Source organism: Bacillus sp. NPDC077027, assembly GCF_050269555.1.
GTDB lineage: Bacteria > Bacillota > Bacilli > Bacillales > Bacillaceae > Bacillus.
In genome coordinates this window covers 713,594-728,095 of sequence record NZ_JBNNIO010000002.1, presented here as the reverse complement: position 1 = coordinate 728,095, position 14,502 = coordinate 713,594, and the positions used below count along the sequence as shown (strand labels likewise).

Sequence of the window (14,502 nt, the reverse complement as noted above, 5' to 3'; positions counted from 1 at the left end):
TAGAAAGAAAACTACATTCGTCGGGTTCTTTTTAAGAGCGATAAACAACTTTTATCATCAAATGGAGGAAAGTCCACTGTATTAGGTGGGCTTTTTCATTACAATATGCGGTAATCTTTTTTCACGCCACTTTTTTTCAAAAATCATGTATGATGGCAGTAATCATTTAGCAATCAAAAGGTGATGAGAGATGGAGAAGGAACTAGTGATTGACCTTGTCACAGAACAGATGCCACTTATCCGAAAAGAAAAGAACTATACACAAGATCGAATGGCAGAGGTACTCGGTTTATCTAAAAGACACGTGCAGCAAGTCGAAAAAAACAGGCTTAGGCTTAACTGGACACAAGCAGCGGCGGTGTGTGCTTTATTCAGAGATAGTGACGTCTTAAAAAACACTCTTGGTGATGATCCACTTGAAATCTTGGAAGTGGTGGCACATGATGAACTCCATTTGTCAGTTGAACGAACGATTGGTGAAAAGGTGTGGTGGAGAACATTTATGAAAAAAGGAGCTTTTAGGCTCCAACAAAATGTGTTAAGTCAGCATTATCGGATTTTGGATGATGAGAATTATCGCTATTATAGTTCTTTTAATAAGGAAGAAGCCAAGCGGCGTTTAGAGGAGCTTAGTCAATTATCTCCATCATCCCCATGAAGTTATTTGAAATGAAGAACAAAAAGAGAGGACCCGATTGAAAACGGGCTCCTCTCTTTTCTCATTTTTATACTTCAAGGGTGTTTTTTGCCCTAACAAAGGCGACAAGTTGTTTGGTTTCTTCTTCAGTTAGCGGTATACCGTCTACCAATATGGTTCCTGCAGCCGCTTCCGTCAGTTCAATTTTGATTTCAGAGATTCCACGATGTATCTCTGGCTCGTCCGTTCTACCTAGTAAATAATCAATGGACGTATCATACAAATCAGCCAACAATTTAACTGCTTCAAGAGATGGCCGGCGGTATCCAGATTCGTATCCGGCATAGGTGCTTTTGGCGATACCAAGGCGGTCAGCCGTATGCTGGAGGGACCATTTTTTCTTTTTTCTAAGAGTGGTTAAACGATCGAGTATCATACATGAACGCTCCTTTATATACAAAATCAGTATATCATATTCTGATAAAAAGTGTACGCGTAGTGCGTAATAATTTCTTGATTAATTCGCGTTATGTGACTATAATGGCATTGAAGGTACGCGTAAAGCGTATATTATAGAATAGCACAAGCTGGCTTATAATATGTGTGACAAACGAAGTAATTTATCGAAAGAGGTGGAACTGTTGAAAAAACTATTGCTTTTAACGACTGGTGGAACCATCGCGTCTGTAGAAAGTGAAAATGGCTTAGCGCCTGGTGTTAAAGCTGAGGACCTTTTGAGCTATTTAAACGAGATTAACGAAGACTACACAATGGACACAAAGTCCCTAATGAGTATAGATAGTACAAATATGCAACCGGAATATTGGGTGGATATCGCAACGGCAATTCATGAGCACTATGACAAGTACGACGGATTTGTTGTAACACATGGTACTGATACAATGGCCTATACATCAGCGGCCCTTTCATATATGTTGCAAAATCCAGATAAGCCAATTGTCGTTACAGGTTCGCAAATTCCAATCACATTTAAGAAAACGGATGCAAAGAAAAATATTACAGATGCTATTCGCTTCGCATGTGACGGAGTAGGTGGAGTGTATGTGGTCTTTGACGGGCGAGTCATTCAAGGTACGCGTGCGATTAAATTAAGAACAAAAAGCTATGATGCATTTGAAAGTATCAATTACCCATATATTGCATCAATTGAAAACCATCAAATTGAGTACAATAGCAAAGTAAAAAGATCTCCATTGAAACCGCTTAAATTAGATGCATCTCTTAATACGGATGTATGTCTGTTAAAACTTCATCCAGGATTAAAACCAGAATTTTTAGATTCGATTAAGGGTGTTTATAAAGGTCTTGTCATTGAAAGCTACGGTAGCGGAGGCATCCCGTTTGAAGGACGGAACATTCTCGAAAAATTAAACGAGCTGATTGAAGAAGGGGTTTCTGTCGTCATTACAACACAATGTCTCGAAGAAGGAGAAGACATGAGTGTGTATGAAGTAGGACGCAAAATCAATCAAGAGCTTGTGGCTCGTTCAAGAAATATGAACACAGAGGCAATTGTACCAAAGCTGATGTGGGCGCTTGGCAAAACAACAGATCCAAAAGAAGTGAAAATAATCATGGAAACACCAATTGCTGAAGACTTAGTGATTTAACTTATTCTATAGAAAGCAGGTAATGTATGATGGTTCAAGCAACTTATCGCTACGAGAAAGATTTCCTCGGTGAAAAAGAAATTCCTGCAAATGTGTATTATGGTGTGCAAACATTGCGTGCAAAAGAGAATTTCCCTATTACAGGTTATCGAATACACGAAGAGCTCATCAGAGCGTTTGCAATCGTCAAAAAAGCAGCAGCCCTTGCCAATATGGAAGTTGGTCGCTTATATGAAGGCATTGGAACTGCAATCGTAAAAGCGGCTGATGAAGTCATTGAAGGGAAATTGCATGAGTATTTTATTGTCGATCCGATTCAAGGTGGCGCAGGAACTTCAATAAATATGAATGCCAACGAAGTCATCGGAAACAGAGCATTGGAACTGATGGGACATCAAAAAGGCGAGTACATCCACTTAAGCCCAAATACACACGTCAATATGTCTCAATCAACGAACGACTCGTTTCCAACAGCTATCCATATCGCTGTTTTGAAGCAGTTGGACATTCTTCTTGAGACGATGCAAGCGATGCATGATGTATTCAAAAAGAAAGCACAAGAATTCGATCATGTGATCAAAATGGGTCGTACACACTTGCAAGATGCTGTACCGATTCGTTTGGGACAAGAATTCGAAGCTTATAGCCGTGTGCTAAGCCGTGATATTAAACGTATTAACCAATCAAAACAGCATTTATATGAAGTCAACATGGGTGCAACAGCTGTTGGAACAGGCCTAAACGCTGATCCTCGCTATATTGAAATCGTTGTGAAAAAGCTTGCTGACATTTCAGGGCTACCACTAGTCGGTGCTGAGCACCTAGTCGATGCAACGCAAAACACAGATGCATACACAGAAGTATCGGCTTCCCTGAAAGTATGTATGATGAACATGTCCAAAATTGCGAACGATCTTCGCTTAATGGCATCAGGTCCACGAGCGGGTCTTGCTGAAATTTCTCTTCCAGCACGCCAGCCGGGATCGTCCATCATGCCAGGTAAAGTTAATCCGGTTATGGCTGAGCTGATTAACCAGATTGCATTCCAGGTAATTGGAAATGATCACACGATTTGCCTTGCATCTGAAGCGGGCCAGCTTGAATTAAATGTCATGGAGCCTGTTTTGGTTTTTAATCTACTTCAATCTATTAGTATAATGAATAACGGTTTCCGTTCATTCACAGATCATTGCTTAGCTGACATTGAAGCGAATGAAAAAAGGTTAAAAGAATACGTTGAAAAAAGTGCAGGTGTTATTACAGCAGTCAACCCTCACCTAGGTTATGAAGCAGCAGCAAGAATTGCAAGGGAAGCAATTCTAACAGGTCAATCAATTAGAGATCTCTGCTTGCAAAATGACGTTCTAACAGAAGAAGAACTCGATATTATTTTAAATCCTTTTGAAATGACGAAACCTGGTATTGCAGGACAAGAATTATTAGAGCGATAATAATATCACTAAAATTACTTTTTTAATATGATGAATTGCCTGTGAAAAAGAGAGAAACAGGCAATTCAGGTTCTTTAAAATTGACACACTTTTTTTCGTCTTATTTTGAAAACGCTTAAACGACAAAGGGAGGAAACAAAATGAAAACACCGCGCCTGCCATCTATGATGGAAGTAGTCTCTATTCTTGGCTTGTTTTTAGCAATCGTTTTATCGTTCACACTTTATTTTAAATTGGATATCCAGTTAGCACTCTTTATCTCATGGTTTATGGCCATTACACTTGGTATTAGATTAGGACATTCTTATAAAGATTTGCAGAATGCCATTACAAAAGGGATTTCGAATGGGTTAGAAGCGATATTAATCTTAATTGCAGTCGGTGCTCTTGTTGGAACATGGATTGCTGGTGGCGTCGTGCCAACATTAATTTATTATGGCTTAGAATTCATTCACCCTAATATTTTCTTATTAGCAACTCTTGTGATCTGTGCCATTATGTCAGTTGCAACAGGTACATCATGGGGTACAGTCGGTACGGCAGGTATTGCGATGATTGCGATTGGAGAGGGTTTAGGTATTCCGCTTCCGATTGTAGCAGGTGCAGTTCTTTCTGGTGCTTATTTTGGAGACAAGCTTTCTCCACTATCAGATAGTACGGTTTTGGCTTCATCTCTCTCAAAGGTGGACGTGCTCGCACACGTGAGGGCGATGATGGTATTATCTATTCCGGCTTTTATCATTACAGCCATTATGTTCACAGTAACAGGATTTATGTATGGTGGCCGCAATATTGACCAAGAGAAGATCGAGTTCTTGAAAAATGCGCTCCATGATACATTTACAATTAATATTTGGATGATTATTCCCGCTATCATTGTTATTTTACTTCTAGTATTTAAAAAGCCATCCCTTCCGGTTATTGCAATTGGTTCACTTCTAGGTGCTATTTGGGCAATAGCATTTCAAGGTATGAACCCTGGTGATGCACTTGGTACTGCGTACAATGGTTTTGCGATTAATTCAGATGTTGAATTCTTAAATACGTTATTAAACCGCGGTGGAATTGTGAATATGCTTGGTTCATTAGTTGTCATCATTCTTGGTCTTGGTTTTGGTGGCGTGCTTGAATATTTAGGTGTGTTAAAAGTTATCGTAGCTTCTTTCGAGAAGAAATTGCACAACGCTGGAAATGTCACATTATCAACATTAATTGTTGCATTCTTTGCAAACATTTTTGGCTGTGCGATGTATGTATCACTTATTCTAACTCCAAAAATCATGGAGGACAGCTATGACAAATTAAAACTGGACAGACGAATCTTGTCAAGGAACTCCGAGGTTGGAGGAACACTAACATCTGGTATGGTTCCATGGTCAGATAATGGAATTTATATGGCTGGTATTTTAGGCGTTTCTACTTTCTCTTACTTGCCATATATGTGGCTGAGCTTCGTAGCCATCGGTCTTGCTATCATCTATGGATACACAGGTAAATTCATTTGGTATGTGAAGGATCAAAAAAATTCAGAAGAATCGGCTTCTTAGAGTCGATGAAAAAGGCCGCTCGATAGACAGAGTGGCCTTTCATTGTCCTAGGACCAAAAGACTGATTGATGTTTGATGAATGTTATCATGACAAACAGCCCTCCCTATAGCATGAAGAAAGATATAGTGATTTCAAAAGAGAGAGCATATATATGGCAGAAAAAGAGTGTAAATACCTATTCAAACGTGAGTCTTTACACCTTATAATAACAATATTGGAAATGTATCTGACAATTAAGTGCGCTCGTTTAGATTGATCTCTAAGCAGCGTTTTTTATTTTTTTTACAGGTAGGGGGGACCAGTGTGAGCTTATCAGATATGCTTTCTGCCCTGAACGGTGGAATCTCAAGTAAAAAGGCAGAAATTGAAGAAAAAATCTCTCGATTAAAAAAAGCTAAAAGTAAGATTGAGCGCGAACAAGATGCGGCAGCAACGGATGTAAAGCAAATAAAACAGCCGAATCTGGGCTCCTCTTGGAAAGGTGAGAGAAGCAAGGACTTCAAGTCAGATCGAAGTGAAGCACATGGAGCATTGCAAACAATCATTAATGAAAAATATCCGAGTTATATCAGCAAAATTGAATTTAAGATCGGGACATTGGAAGCCCAACAAACGGGTTTGTCTTTTGCGAGCTCGTTAGCAAGTGATGCATCGCGGCTCGCTGAAAAAGGGGAAGATGCCATTGAAGATGCAAAGCGTCTTATTTCTAAAGCGTGGAAAAGTTTATAGAAGAGGTGCTACGTATTTTCAGGCACATCACATCTCTACATAGTGAGACACATTGAATAAGCTGGAGGACTTGATTATGGGACAAATTAAATTAAATTATCAGGTAGTCATGGATAAACTTGATGTAGTTTCTCAAGCGGTGGAGACATTAGCGATGAAAAAAGCAGCAGAAAAAGTAGGCGAAAATCAATTGAAGTTTGTCTCGAAATGGGTTGAACGAGAAGCAGAAATTGCTGAAATGGTGTCAGATTTTAGACAGGCATTAACAAAAAACATCAAAGATACACGTTCTAATGTGAAGACATTGAAAGAACAAGATGAGGCAATCGCAGCAAAATAAAGGAAATGCACATGCTAGGGGAAAAGATTAATAGAATTTTTGATTTCGATCACTTTCTTACGATAAAAAAAGGATAGATGAACTTGTATTAAATAGACTAAACTAATAAGAGGATATAATGTTCAATATATGAGCATATATTCTCTTTTTTCATACAAATTAGATTTATTAATTAGATATTGAAAATATAGTCTAAATGGAAATTATCCTCTTATGGAAGTACCGCCTTGTCTAACTTGTGGTGATAATTAAACCCCTGAAAAGACTTGGCAGTAGGTTTTTTAGAGTTAGATAATCAAAAGTATGAACTTCACATAAAAACAACGGAAGAGAAGAGATATTGTAGAGAAAAACGCTAAGAATCTACAACATTACCAGAACAGCAATCACATGTACCTACACCCAAATTGAATTTTGTTTAGCAAACAGGAAGGATTCTTTAAGTCTTGTATAATAAATTCAAAATCTTTTTAACTAAAGGATAGAAGGTAGAAAAATGGATAATAAAACAGCCAAAAATATGAGAGAAAGTTTAACAGCTGATTGTACGAAGTGCTTTGGACTTTGCTGCACAGCACTTAATATTGTAGCATCAAGTGATTTTCCAATTAACAAACCGGCAGGTACTCCTTGTATGAATTTGCAGTCTGATTATAGTTGCCAAATTCATAGTCAGTTGAGGGAGAAAGGATTCAAAGGCTGTACAGTATTTGATTGTTTGGGTGCTGGGCAAGTCGTTTCTCAAGTTACTTTTAACGGTCAGAGTTGGCGAGAAAATCCTGACATTGGGAAGAAAATGTTTCAAGTGTTTCCCATCATGGAGCAAATACATGAAATGATAGCGTACGTGGCAGAAGCTTTGTCTTACGATATACCAGATGATTTAGCTGATAAATTGAGAAAACAGTTAAAGGAATTGCAGGATTTAACGAAATTGGACGCAGATCATTTATTGTCACTTGATTTGGTGATGTATCGATTTTCTTTAAATGAGCTGCTTACTTCAGCGAGTGATTTTGTCAGAAGAAATACAATCGATAAAATGCCTAGTCTTCGAAAAAGTAAAGAGTTTAACCATGCGAGAGCTGATTGGATGGGAAAACAGTTAAAGGGAAAAGATTTAAGAGCAACTGATTTTAGGGGAGCCTATTTGATTGCAGCCGATATGAGAAATACGGATTTAAGGGCAGTCAATTTTATTGGTGCGGATTTGCGAGATGTTAATTTCAGTGGCGCTGATCTGTCCACCAGTATGTTTTTGACCCAAATGCAAATTAATTCGGCTAAAGGTGATGTCAAGACAACATTACCCTCTCATATACATCGACCTTCTCATTGGATTAACTAATTTATATATATTTGCGTATTGAAAAGGACTTTTGAAGATGGTTTTACTATCAGTCTTATTCAAGAAAAGGACGCAATTATGAAGTAAGAATGGACATAACAAATTAGCCATATAAAATATGTTATATCCTATAATTTATCTACATTTTTTAATTTAGGATTTGATAATTAAATGAAGATAGTTCTTTGTAACTGTATATAAACCAGTCTTTATGACCTTTAATTATCCTGTTTCATTTCCGATCGTTTCTTTAAAAGGGCGCTTTTTCCCTATTTAAGCATAAGTCTTTTCGCCTTATACTAGAAATAATGGAAAGTGAATGATAGAAATAATAAGTGCTATGGTAGGCGCTTGTTTAGACTGAAAAATGCTCTAAACGACGCTTTCGTATTTTGTCTGATAGAGGTGGATGACATGAGTTTATCCGAGATGCTACACCATCTGCATATAGGAATTGAAAGCAAACGTGCAGAATTTGACGAAATGATCTCTCGGTTAAAGACGGCGAAAATGAGTATTCAAAATGAGCAGGATCTTGCACAGACAGACAATAAGCAAATAAAGCAGCCTGCACTTGATATGTCTTGGAAAGGTGAGAAGGCAACAGCCTTTCATGAAACTCGTCAAGAAGCCTATACTGCCATGCAAAACATCCTGAATGAAGAATATGAACAATATATTAATGAAATTGATCATCGAATTTTACACTTTGAACTGAAGAAAATGGAGCTTGCGGTTGCCAGTAATTTTGCTGGTAGGGCACAGGATGTCATGGAAAAGGGTGAGGAATTCGTTGAGGATGTAAAGCACTTGATTGAACGGGGCTGGAAGGCTCTTTAATCTGTTCCTGCTACGTATTGTCAAACACATTCATATTGATATACATACAGCCATCTTCTTGAAAAGAATGGCTGTTTCTTTATGTGAGGTGAATATCAATCACTCCCTCCATCCCCGGAATCACCGCTATCGCATGTGTCATCGTAAGAACCCGAATCCCCGTTTTGATATGTATTCTTTTGTTGTTTGCGTGTACTTTTCCGCTTCTTTTTTCTTTTTCGATGCTTCTGTTTTCTATGATGATGTTGTCGCTTGTTCGTAGGCTTTCTTTTCTTTTTTGGATTCAATGTTGAAAAAAATAAATGCAATGAAAATAAAACGATGATAGCTAAAAACAAATTCACTACGTTTTCCAATAGGTACTCCTCCTCTTCTTCATATTGATACGGGTCATCGTAGCAGAAGTTCCATGAGTTGATAGACATGTGTAAAAAATGAACACAGTGACCAAATGATTGTAAGATGTTCAGCCAATTTCTGTTATAATCATTCGATAGATATAGAGAGAAAGCGGGATTGGTAATGAAGAGAATATATAATCTTCTAACTGCTGTCTTTATCCTTCTGCTTGTTTTGGGTTGTACAGGAACAAAGGATGAGAAGGAGAACGTGAAGCAGGTAGGTCAAGAGGAAAAGGGTCAAGTACAAGCCGTAGAAACGGCGCAGGAGCCGGAGGAAAAGGAAAAGACTTCAGAAGAGCCAAATGTACAACAGTGGATAAAACAGAATGATCCAGTCGAACTGCCTATTTTAATGTATCATAGCATCTCAAGCGGGAATCTTCTGCGTGTCCCACAGAAAGAATTTAAAGGACATATGAAATGGCTGAAAGACAATGGGTATGTGACCTTATCGCCAGCCGAAGCATATGTAGTATTAACGACAGGGAAGAAGCCGAGTGAGAAATGTGTGCTTATCACATTTGACGACGGATATACGGATAATTACACAAAGGCATTTCCGATATTAAAAAAGTACGAAATGAAAGCGACTATTTTTATGATACAACAATCAATTGGTCAACCGCATCATTTAACAGACGCACAGATGGATGAGATGGTGACTTCCGGTATTTCGATCGAAAGTCATACTGTTCATCACTTGGAGCTCAATCGTTTGTCGATAGCGCAACAGGAAGACGAACTAAAAGCATCAAAGGATTTCTTTGATCGACGATTTTCCCAAAATACACGAATGGTCAGCTATCCAGTCGGTCGTTACAACGAAGATACCTTAAGAATTGCTGAAGAAGCAGGTTACCAAATGGCTGTCACAACAGAACCAGGACGTGCGAAAAAAGAACAAGGCATGATGTCATTACATCGTCTTCGTATATCCCCAGGGCTTTCTCCTGAAAGCTTCGGAAGATTGATTGAAGCGAAATGAATCACTGTATTCACATTCAAAGCCGGCATATCAGTCTATTTTATTGATTTGTCCTTTTGTTTCTTTTTATCCATGCTAGAAATGTTGTGATCATCAGGCCTATGAATGAAATGATGCCAATATATAAAAATCCAGTCAATTCAATTTTGAGATATTGATAACGAAAATAGTTCCGGTCAAGAAAAAGTGAACACAACTTTATGCTTCTTAATTATGCAATCAAATCCTCCATAGGTTGAGATGTATAGATTTGGAATCATGATTTCCTATTGATATTTCATATGATTCAAGAAGCTGTTGATCAAACGGATCGTGTAGTTGTGGATAGTATGTTTCACATGGAACATTAAACGACATTGTTTTACAATGAGTGAACATATTTCGTCATAAAATTTGGGGAATTTCGTCTTGAGTGGTTTCGTGCTCCTTTTTTATTACGCATGGATGTTGAAAAAGATTCATACAACAAAAAAACAGCCCGCAGGCTGTTTTATTTATATCATCTCTTATTGATAAGTCGGGTAGCCAGTGATTTTGAAGTCTTTCCCTAGCTGTTCGATTGTTAATGGGTTAAGCTCAATGGCGTTACTCATCAGGCTGATGCCTTCGCCACCAAAAAATGAGGGGGATTTACTGCCGCCAATTAGTTTTGGTGCCATATAAATCACCATTTTTTCAACAAGTGCCTGCTCTAAAAATGATGCATTCACTTGTCCACCACCTTCAATCATGAGTGATGAGACTTGATTTTCTCCAAGTAATTGAAGGACTTCGGTTATTTCAACTCGATCTTCTCCTCCTGTGACAAATACTTTCACACCAGCTTCTTCAAGAGCTGAAATCTTGTGCCGATCCGCTTTTTTCGTTGTAAACACCCAGGTAGGAGCCAGATCGTCAGTAATTACTTTTGCTGTGAGTGGAATAGAAAGGCGTGAGTCTAAAATCACGCGAATCGGATTGCGACCATCTGGAATACGAGATGTTAATGACGGGTCATCCAGAATCACTGTATTTGCACCAACCAAAATGGCATCATTCATGCTGCGAATATGATGTGCATCATAACGGGATTCCTCAGATGTAATCCATTTGCTATCAGAGGTTGAAGATGCAATTTTTCCATCAAGGGTAATACCAGTTTTAAGCGTGACAAAAGGTGTTTTTTTCGTAATAAAGTGGTTGAACACTTCGTTCATTTGAATGGAATCTTCTTCGCATACACCCGTGATGACATGGATGTCGGCATGATTTAAAATGTCAATGCCTCTCCCAGCTACAAGTGGATTTGGATCAAGGGCAGCAACAACTACTGTCTTGACACCTGCTTTTACAAGTGCTTCAGCGCAAGGACCTGTTCTTCCGTGGTGAGAGCAAGGCTCAAGGGTGACATATATTGTCGCATCTTTTGCCTTTTCTCCTGCCATACGGAGTGCCTGAATTTCGGCGTGCGGTTCGCCTGCCTTCATATGAGCACCGACGCCTACGATCTCATTATCTCGCACAATCACAGCCCCGACGAGCGGGTTCGGTGATGTCTGTCCTTTCATTGCCTTTGCATTTTCAAGGGCAAGTTTCATATATCGTTCATGATGTGGCAATCGTATGCACCTCTTGATCCGCTTTCATATGACCTGAGCGTGAGATTTTTGTTTGCAAATATTTCTCATTAAATTCAGAAACATCTCCCCATAGCGGTACTCGACCAGATAAGGAAAGGCCAGCATCGCTAATGGCATCTGTTTTTTTCGGATTGTTTGTAATGAGTCGTACCGGTTTTGTTCGTAATGTTTGGAGAACAGCAATTGCTTCCCCATAATTGCGTGTATCGTCGTCAAAGCCAAGAGCTTCATTGGCTTCTACTGTATCATAGCCATTTTCTTGAAGAATGTACGCCATTGCTTTGCTAAATAGACCAATACCTCGGCCTTCATGGTTAGCAAGATAGAAAAGAGCGCCTGCACCATTTTCTTCAATCATTTTCATGGATTGCTTCAATTGAAAGCCACAATCACAGCGTTTGCTACCAAATATATCGCCAGTATGGCAGATCGAGTGCATGCGAATTAATGCTTCGTCAGCGTGCTGGAAGTCTCCATAGACGAGCACACTGGATTGCTGATGATCAGCAAGATCCCGTGATGAGAGACTGCTGATTAATTCCTCATCAGATAATGCTTCTTGACCATCGTCCTTTAACCAAGAATACCAGTTAAAGGTCACCGTTCTGCCGTCTAAGTTGACTGGTAGCCTGATAGGACCTGTAATATATAAATAACTATCTTCATGTTTCACTCGTTTGATTTTATCTTTTAAAATGGCTGTTTTATTTTTTGAACGTTTGTCCATGTTCTGCACCTTCTTCTTTATCTGCTTCTTCAATTTGTAAACGAATGCGAACGCCAAAGGGATCAATAAAAGAGCTAATTGTTCTTGAAGTGTCAACGTCAATTCCTGCTTGTGAGAGACTGTTTAACACAGACTGTCTGTCTTTTTCCTCTGGGAAAACGAGTGTATAGCTTCTAATTCCCGAGAAGCTTGTATCGATGGCGCCTTTTCTGCCCCGTCCCCAGGCATTAAATGCTAGGTGATGGTGGTAGAGACCAGCAGCAATGAACAGGCTGGCTGGTGGAGCCATTCGGATTTGAAAACCGAGCGTCTCGACATAAAATTTGTTTGCTTCATCTGGATTCAAGTGGAAGTGAAGATGCCCCATCACGGTACCGGCGGGAAGACCTTCCCAAACCGAATCTGCCGCTTCTTGCAAGAGCCCATCTCCATCAAGTGGTGCATTTCCACCACCTTTTAGTCCACCTTGATCATCTACCCAAATGTCCTGCGGGCGATCTGCGTACACTTCGACACCGATGCCGTCAGGATCACTTAAATATATTGCTTCACTAAAAAAGTGATCACTCGCTCCAATTAAAGGATAGCCTTTTTTGACAACATGCGCTAGCCATGTGCCTAGATTTTTTCTGGTAGGAAGTAAAATGGCAAAATGGTAAAGACCCGGTTCATGATCAGGCTTTTGTGCTAAAGATGTATCTTCTTTTAATAAAAGAATCGGTTCCTTTGCATTGTTTCCTAATGTGACAGTCGAACCTGTCTGATCTAACACCGTAAATCCTAAAATGTCTGTATAAAAAGGAAGGGAGCGTTGAAAATCTGATATGTGTAATTCTGTTAATCCTAATTTGGTGTTTGGTTGAATTGTATTCAAGCCTGGTCATCTCCTTAAGTTATCTTCATTTATCCATCAAAGGGTTTATCTTAGAATCGAAAATACCTTGTTACTTTTAGTAACTAAACTATATAATAGTTAGTAGCTTATTTCAAGTAATTAATTGTGTTATAATGAAAAAAAGTGAAAAAATGCAGGAGGTAGCAGGTCATGGTTCAAGTAGACAGTTGCCCAATTACAGATGCGATGGAGATTCTAGGGAAGAAATGGGTTGTCCTGATCATGAATCAACTTCTGACAGGGCCAAAACGCTTTTGCCAGCTAGAAAACGAAATGAGCATCAGCGGAAGGTTATTATCAAAGAGGTTGAAGGATTTGGAAGCTGAAGGACTCGTTGAAAAAAAAGTATATGCAGACATTCCTGTTCGAGTGGAATACGAGTTAACCGAACAAGGGGAAAAAATTGAAAGTGTCATTCGAGAAATTTCTTCATGGTCTGTTCAGATAAAAAACAGAGGGCAAAAAATATAATTTTATGTCTCAAACGTTGATTCCGACTGGTGTTGCTGGTCGGAATTTTGTTGTTTTATTTTCCAATATTCTAAGTCAATAGTATGAAATTGATATTGACAATAAATTTATTAATCATATAATATCAAGGAGTAGAGGGGTGTTTTCCCTGTAAAGGATTGGAGGTTATGCCATGAGATCATGACGGGACTGATAGCCTAGAGGATTCGACACATGCAGGTGAACATCAAGACAAGACATCTTTGATTCATTAGAAGCAAAGATTTATTTTTTTACCTTGATTGATAATGATAATCATAATCATTTATGGATTGCTAATCATAGGTAATTCAAAGAAGGTTATTTTTTTTCATTCCAATTGAGAATAATTATCAATATCATTTATTAATTAGGAGGAGTACACATGAAATCATTTCGTTCCGCTTCAAAAGTATTTTTATTATTGAGCTTTGTTTTCTTATTTGCATTTGCCCCATTTAGTTCAGCGTCTGCTGCGACATTAAAAGATGGTCAATATACTGCACAATATGCTGTATTGAAGGCTGATAGCGATTCTACATCAACAGCTAATTCTTATTTTGAAAAGCCAGCAAAGCTGATTGTGAAAGATGGAAAGATCAAAGCACAAGTGACGTTAAATAACAGTTCTTGGATTACGAAATTCCAAACACTTGATAATGGTGTGTATAAAGCTGCAACGGTTGTCAGCACAAACACTTCTGCGAATAAAAGAACAGTAGAGTTTAATGTATCTAGCTTAACAAATGTTTTACCAGCAAAAGTGAGCGTGACTGTACCACTTATCGGATATACAGGTAACTACGATATTCGTCTGAAGTTTGACGAATCAACTGTTCAGTAAAAAGGGAGGAAGCCAGCT

Annotated in this window: 15 protein-coding genes and 1 pseudogene; 12 read left to right on the top strand and 4 right to left on the bottom strand. The window is 38.7% G+C overall.

Going from position 1 to position 14,502, the window contains the following annotated elements; translation table 11 throughout:
* Nucleotides 1-190: 190 nt before the first annotated feature.
* A complete protein-coding gene (locus ACQKEZ_RS09255; RefSeq protein ID WP_427300095.1) occupies nt 191-658 on the top strand; it encodes a helix-turn-helix transcriptional regulator in 468 nt (155 codons plus the stop codon).
* Between the two features lie 67 nt (nt 659-725).
* On the opposite strand, the gene ACQKEZ_RS09250 is transcribed toward ACQKEZ_RS09255, so the two are convergent.
* Nucleotides 726-1,073 carry a helix-turn-helix domain-containing protein gene (locus tag ACQKEZ_RS09250; protein WP_427300093.1) on the bottom strand — a complete coding sequence of 116 codons (348 nt, stop codon included), beginning with the start codon at nt 1,071-1,073 and terminating at the stop codon, nt 726-728.
* 205 nt (nt 1,074-1,278) lie between these two features.
* On the opposite strand from ACQKEZ_RS09250, the gene ACQKEZ_RS09245 reads away from it, so the two are divergent.
* From ACQKEZ_RS09245 to ACQKEZ_RS09205, 9 genes and pseudogenes are all read left to right on the top strand, one after another.
* Nucleotides 1,279-2,268 (top strand): asparaginase, encoded by a 990-nt coding sequence (locus ACQKEZ_RS09245; protein ID WP_427300091.1) that lies wholly within the window; start codon nt 1,279-1,281, stop codon nt 2,266-2,268.
* Nucleotides 2,269-2,297: 29 nt separating this feature from the next.
* Nucleotides 2,298-3,719: an aspartate ammonia-lyase gene (gene aspA / locus ACQKEZ_RS09240; protein WP_427300550.1), complete on the top strand. Its 1,422-nt coding sequence runs from the start codon at nt 2,298-2,300 to the stop codon at nt 3,717-3,719.
* Nucleotides 3,720-3,859: 140 nt separating this feature from the next.
* Nucleotides 3,860-5,266 carry a Na+/H+ antiporter NhaC gene (nhaC, locus tag ACQKEZ_RS09235; protein WP_427300089.1) on the top strand — a complete coding sequence of 469 codons (1,407 nt, stop codon included), beginning with the start codon at nt 3,860-3,862 and terminating at the stop codon, nt 5,264-5,266.
* Between the two features lie 304 nt (nt 5,267-5,570).
* Nucleotides 5,571-5,996 carry a YwqH-like family protein gene (locus ACQKEZ_RS09230; RefSeq protein WP_427300088.1) on the top strand — a complete coding sequence of 142 codons (426 nt, stop codon included), beginning with the start codon at nt 5,571-5,573 and terminating at the stop codon, nt 5,994-5,996.
* A 76-nt stretch (nt 5,997-6,072) separates the two neighbouring features.
* Nucleotides 6,073-6,336: a YwqI/YxiC family protein gene (locus tag ACQKEZ_RS09225; protein WP_427300086.1), complete on the top strand. Its 264-nt coding sequence runs from the start codon at nt 6,073-6,075 to the stop codon at nt 6,334-6,336.
* Nucleotides 6,337-6,528: 192 nt separating this feature from the next.
* Nucleotides 6,529-6,717 (top strand): annotated as a pseudogene (locus ACQKEZ_RS09220) (hypothetical protein); the annotation flags it as partial.
* 115 nt (nt 6,718-6,832) lie between these two features.
* The gene (locus ACQKEZ_RS09215) at nt 6,833-7,684 is read left to right on the top strand and encodes a pentapeptide repeat-containing protein (protein WP_427300084.1); all 852 of its coding nucleotides are present in this window, start codon (nt 6,833-6,835) and stop codon (nt 7,682-7,684) included.
* A gap of 414 nt (nt 7,685-8,098) precedes the next feature.
* Nucleotides 8,099-8,524: a YwqH-like family protein gene (locus ACQKEZ_RS09210; RefSeq protein ID WP_427300082.1), complete on the top strand. Its 426-nt coding sequence runs from the start codon at nt 8,099-8,101 to the stop codon at nt 8,522-8,524.
* Nucleotides 8,525-9,046: 522 nt separating this feature from the next.
* Entirely contained in the window at nt 9,047-9,910 is an 864-nt protein-coding gene (locus ACQKEZ_RS09205) for a polysaccharide deacetylase family protein (protein ID WP_427300080.1), read from the top strand.
* Between the two features lie 506 nt (nt 9,911-10,416).
* Here the strand turns inward: ACQKEZ_RS09205 and ribD are convergent.
* From ribD to ACQKEZ_RS09190, 3 genes are read right to left on the bottom strand one after another with little or no spacing between them, the layout of a single operon-like run.
* Complete coding sequence (ribD, locus tag ACQKEZ_RS09200; protein ID WP_427300078.1) at nt 10,417-11,508, bottom strand: bifunctional diaminohydroxyphosphoribosylaminopyrimidine deaminase/5-amino-6-(5-phosphoribosylamino)uracil reductase RibD; 1,092 nt, start codon at nt 11,506-11,508, stop codon at nt 10,417-10,419.
* Nucleotides 11,495-12,256, bottom strand: coding sequence for a GTP cyclohydrolase II (locus ACQKEZ_RS09195; RefSeq protein ID WP_427300076.1), 762 nt, complete (start codon nt 12,254-12,256; stop codon nt 11,495-11,497). The genes ribD and ACQKEZ_RS09195 overlap by 14 nt, the downstream gene beginning before the upstream one ends.
* The gene (locus ACQKEZ_RS09190; RefSeq protein ID WP_427300075.1) at nt 12,234-13,130 is read right to left on the bottom strand and encodes a VOC family protein; all 897 of its coding nucleotides are present in this window, start codon (nt 13,128-13,130) and stop codon (nt 12,234-12,236) included. Before ACQKEZ_RS09190 ends, ACQKEZ_RS09195 begins: the two co-directional genes overlap by 23 nt.
* Before the next feature lie 171 nt (nt 13,131-13,301).
* Here ACQKEZ_RS09190 and ACQKEZ_RS09185 point away from each other — a divergent pair, with 171 nt between their 5' ends.
* Both ACQKEZ_RS09185 and ACQKEZ_RS09180 read left to right on the top strand, forming a co-directional pair.
* The gene (locus ACQKEZ_RS09185) at nt 13,302-13,622 is read left to right on the top strand and encodes a winged helix-turn-helix transcriptional regulator (RefSeq protein ID WP_427300073.1); all 321 of its coding nucleotides are present in this window, start codon (nt 13,302-13,304) and stop codon (nt 13,620-13,622) included.
* Nucleotides 13,623-14,025: 403 nt separating this feature from the next.
* Nucleotides 14,026-14,484: an NEAT domain-containing protein gene (locus ACQKEZ_RS09180; RefSeq protein WP_427300071.1), complete on the top strand. Its 459-nt coding sequence runs from the start codon at nt 14,026-14,028 to the stop codon at nt 14,482-14,484.
* Nucleotides 14,485-14,502 lie beyond the last annotated feature (18 nt).

Coding starts and splice junctions, on each gene's coding strand:
- ACQKEZ_RS09250 (WP_427300093.1), bottom strand. CDS start 1,073: ATGATACTCGATCGTTTAACCACTCTTAGAAAAAAGAAAAAATGGTCC.
- nhaC (WP_427300089.1), top strand. CDS start 3,860: ATGAAAACACCGCGCCTGCCATCTATGATGGAAGTAGTCTCTATTCTT.
- ACQKEZ_RS09215 (WP_427300084.1), top strand. CDS start 6,833: ATGGATAATAAAACAGCCAAAAATATGAGAGAAAGTTTAACAGCTGAT.
- ACQKEZ_RS09205 (WP_427300080.1), top strand. CDS start 9,047: ATGAAGAGAATATATAATCTTCTAACTGCTGTCTTTATCCTTCTGCTT.
- ACQKEZ_RS09195 (WP_427300076.1), bottom strand. CDS start 12,256: ATGGACAAACGTTCAAAAAATAAAACAGCCATTTTAAAAGATAAAATC.
- ACQKEZ_RS09210 (WP_427300082.1), top strand. CDS start 8,099: ATGAGTTTATCCGAGATGCTACACCATCTGCATATAGGAATTGAAAGC.
- ACQKEZ_RS09225 (WP_427300086.1), top strand. CDS start 6,073: ATGGGACAAATTAAATTAAATTATCAGGTAGTCATGGATAAACTTGAT.
- aspA (WP_427300550.1), top strand. CDS start 2,298: ATGGTTCAAGCAACTTATCGCTACGAGAAAGATTTCCTCGGTGAAAAA.
- ACQKEZ_RS09185 (WP_427300073.1), top strand. CDS start 13,302: ATGGTTCAAGTAGACAGTTGCCCAATTACAGATGCGATGGAGATTCTA.
- ACQKEZ_RS09255 (WP_427300095.1), top strand. CDS start 191: ATGGAGAAGGAACTAGTGATTGACCTTGTCACAGAACAGATGCCACTT.
- ACQKEZ_RS09180 (WP_427300071.1), top strand. CDS start 14,026: ATGAAATCATTTCGTTCCGCTTCAAAAGTATTTTTATTATTGAGCTTT.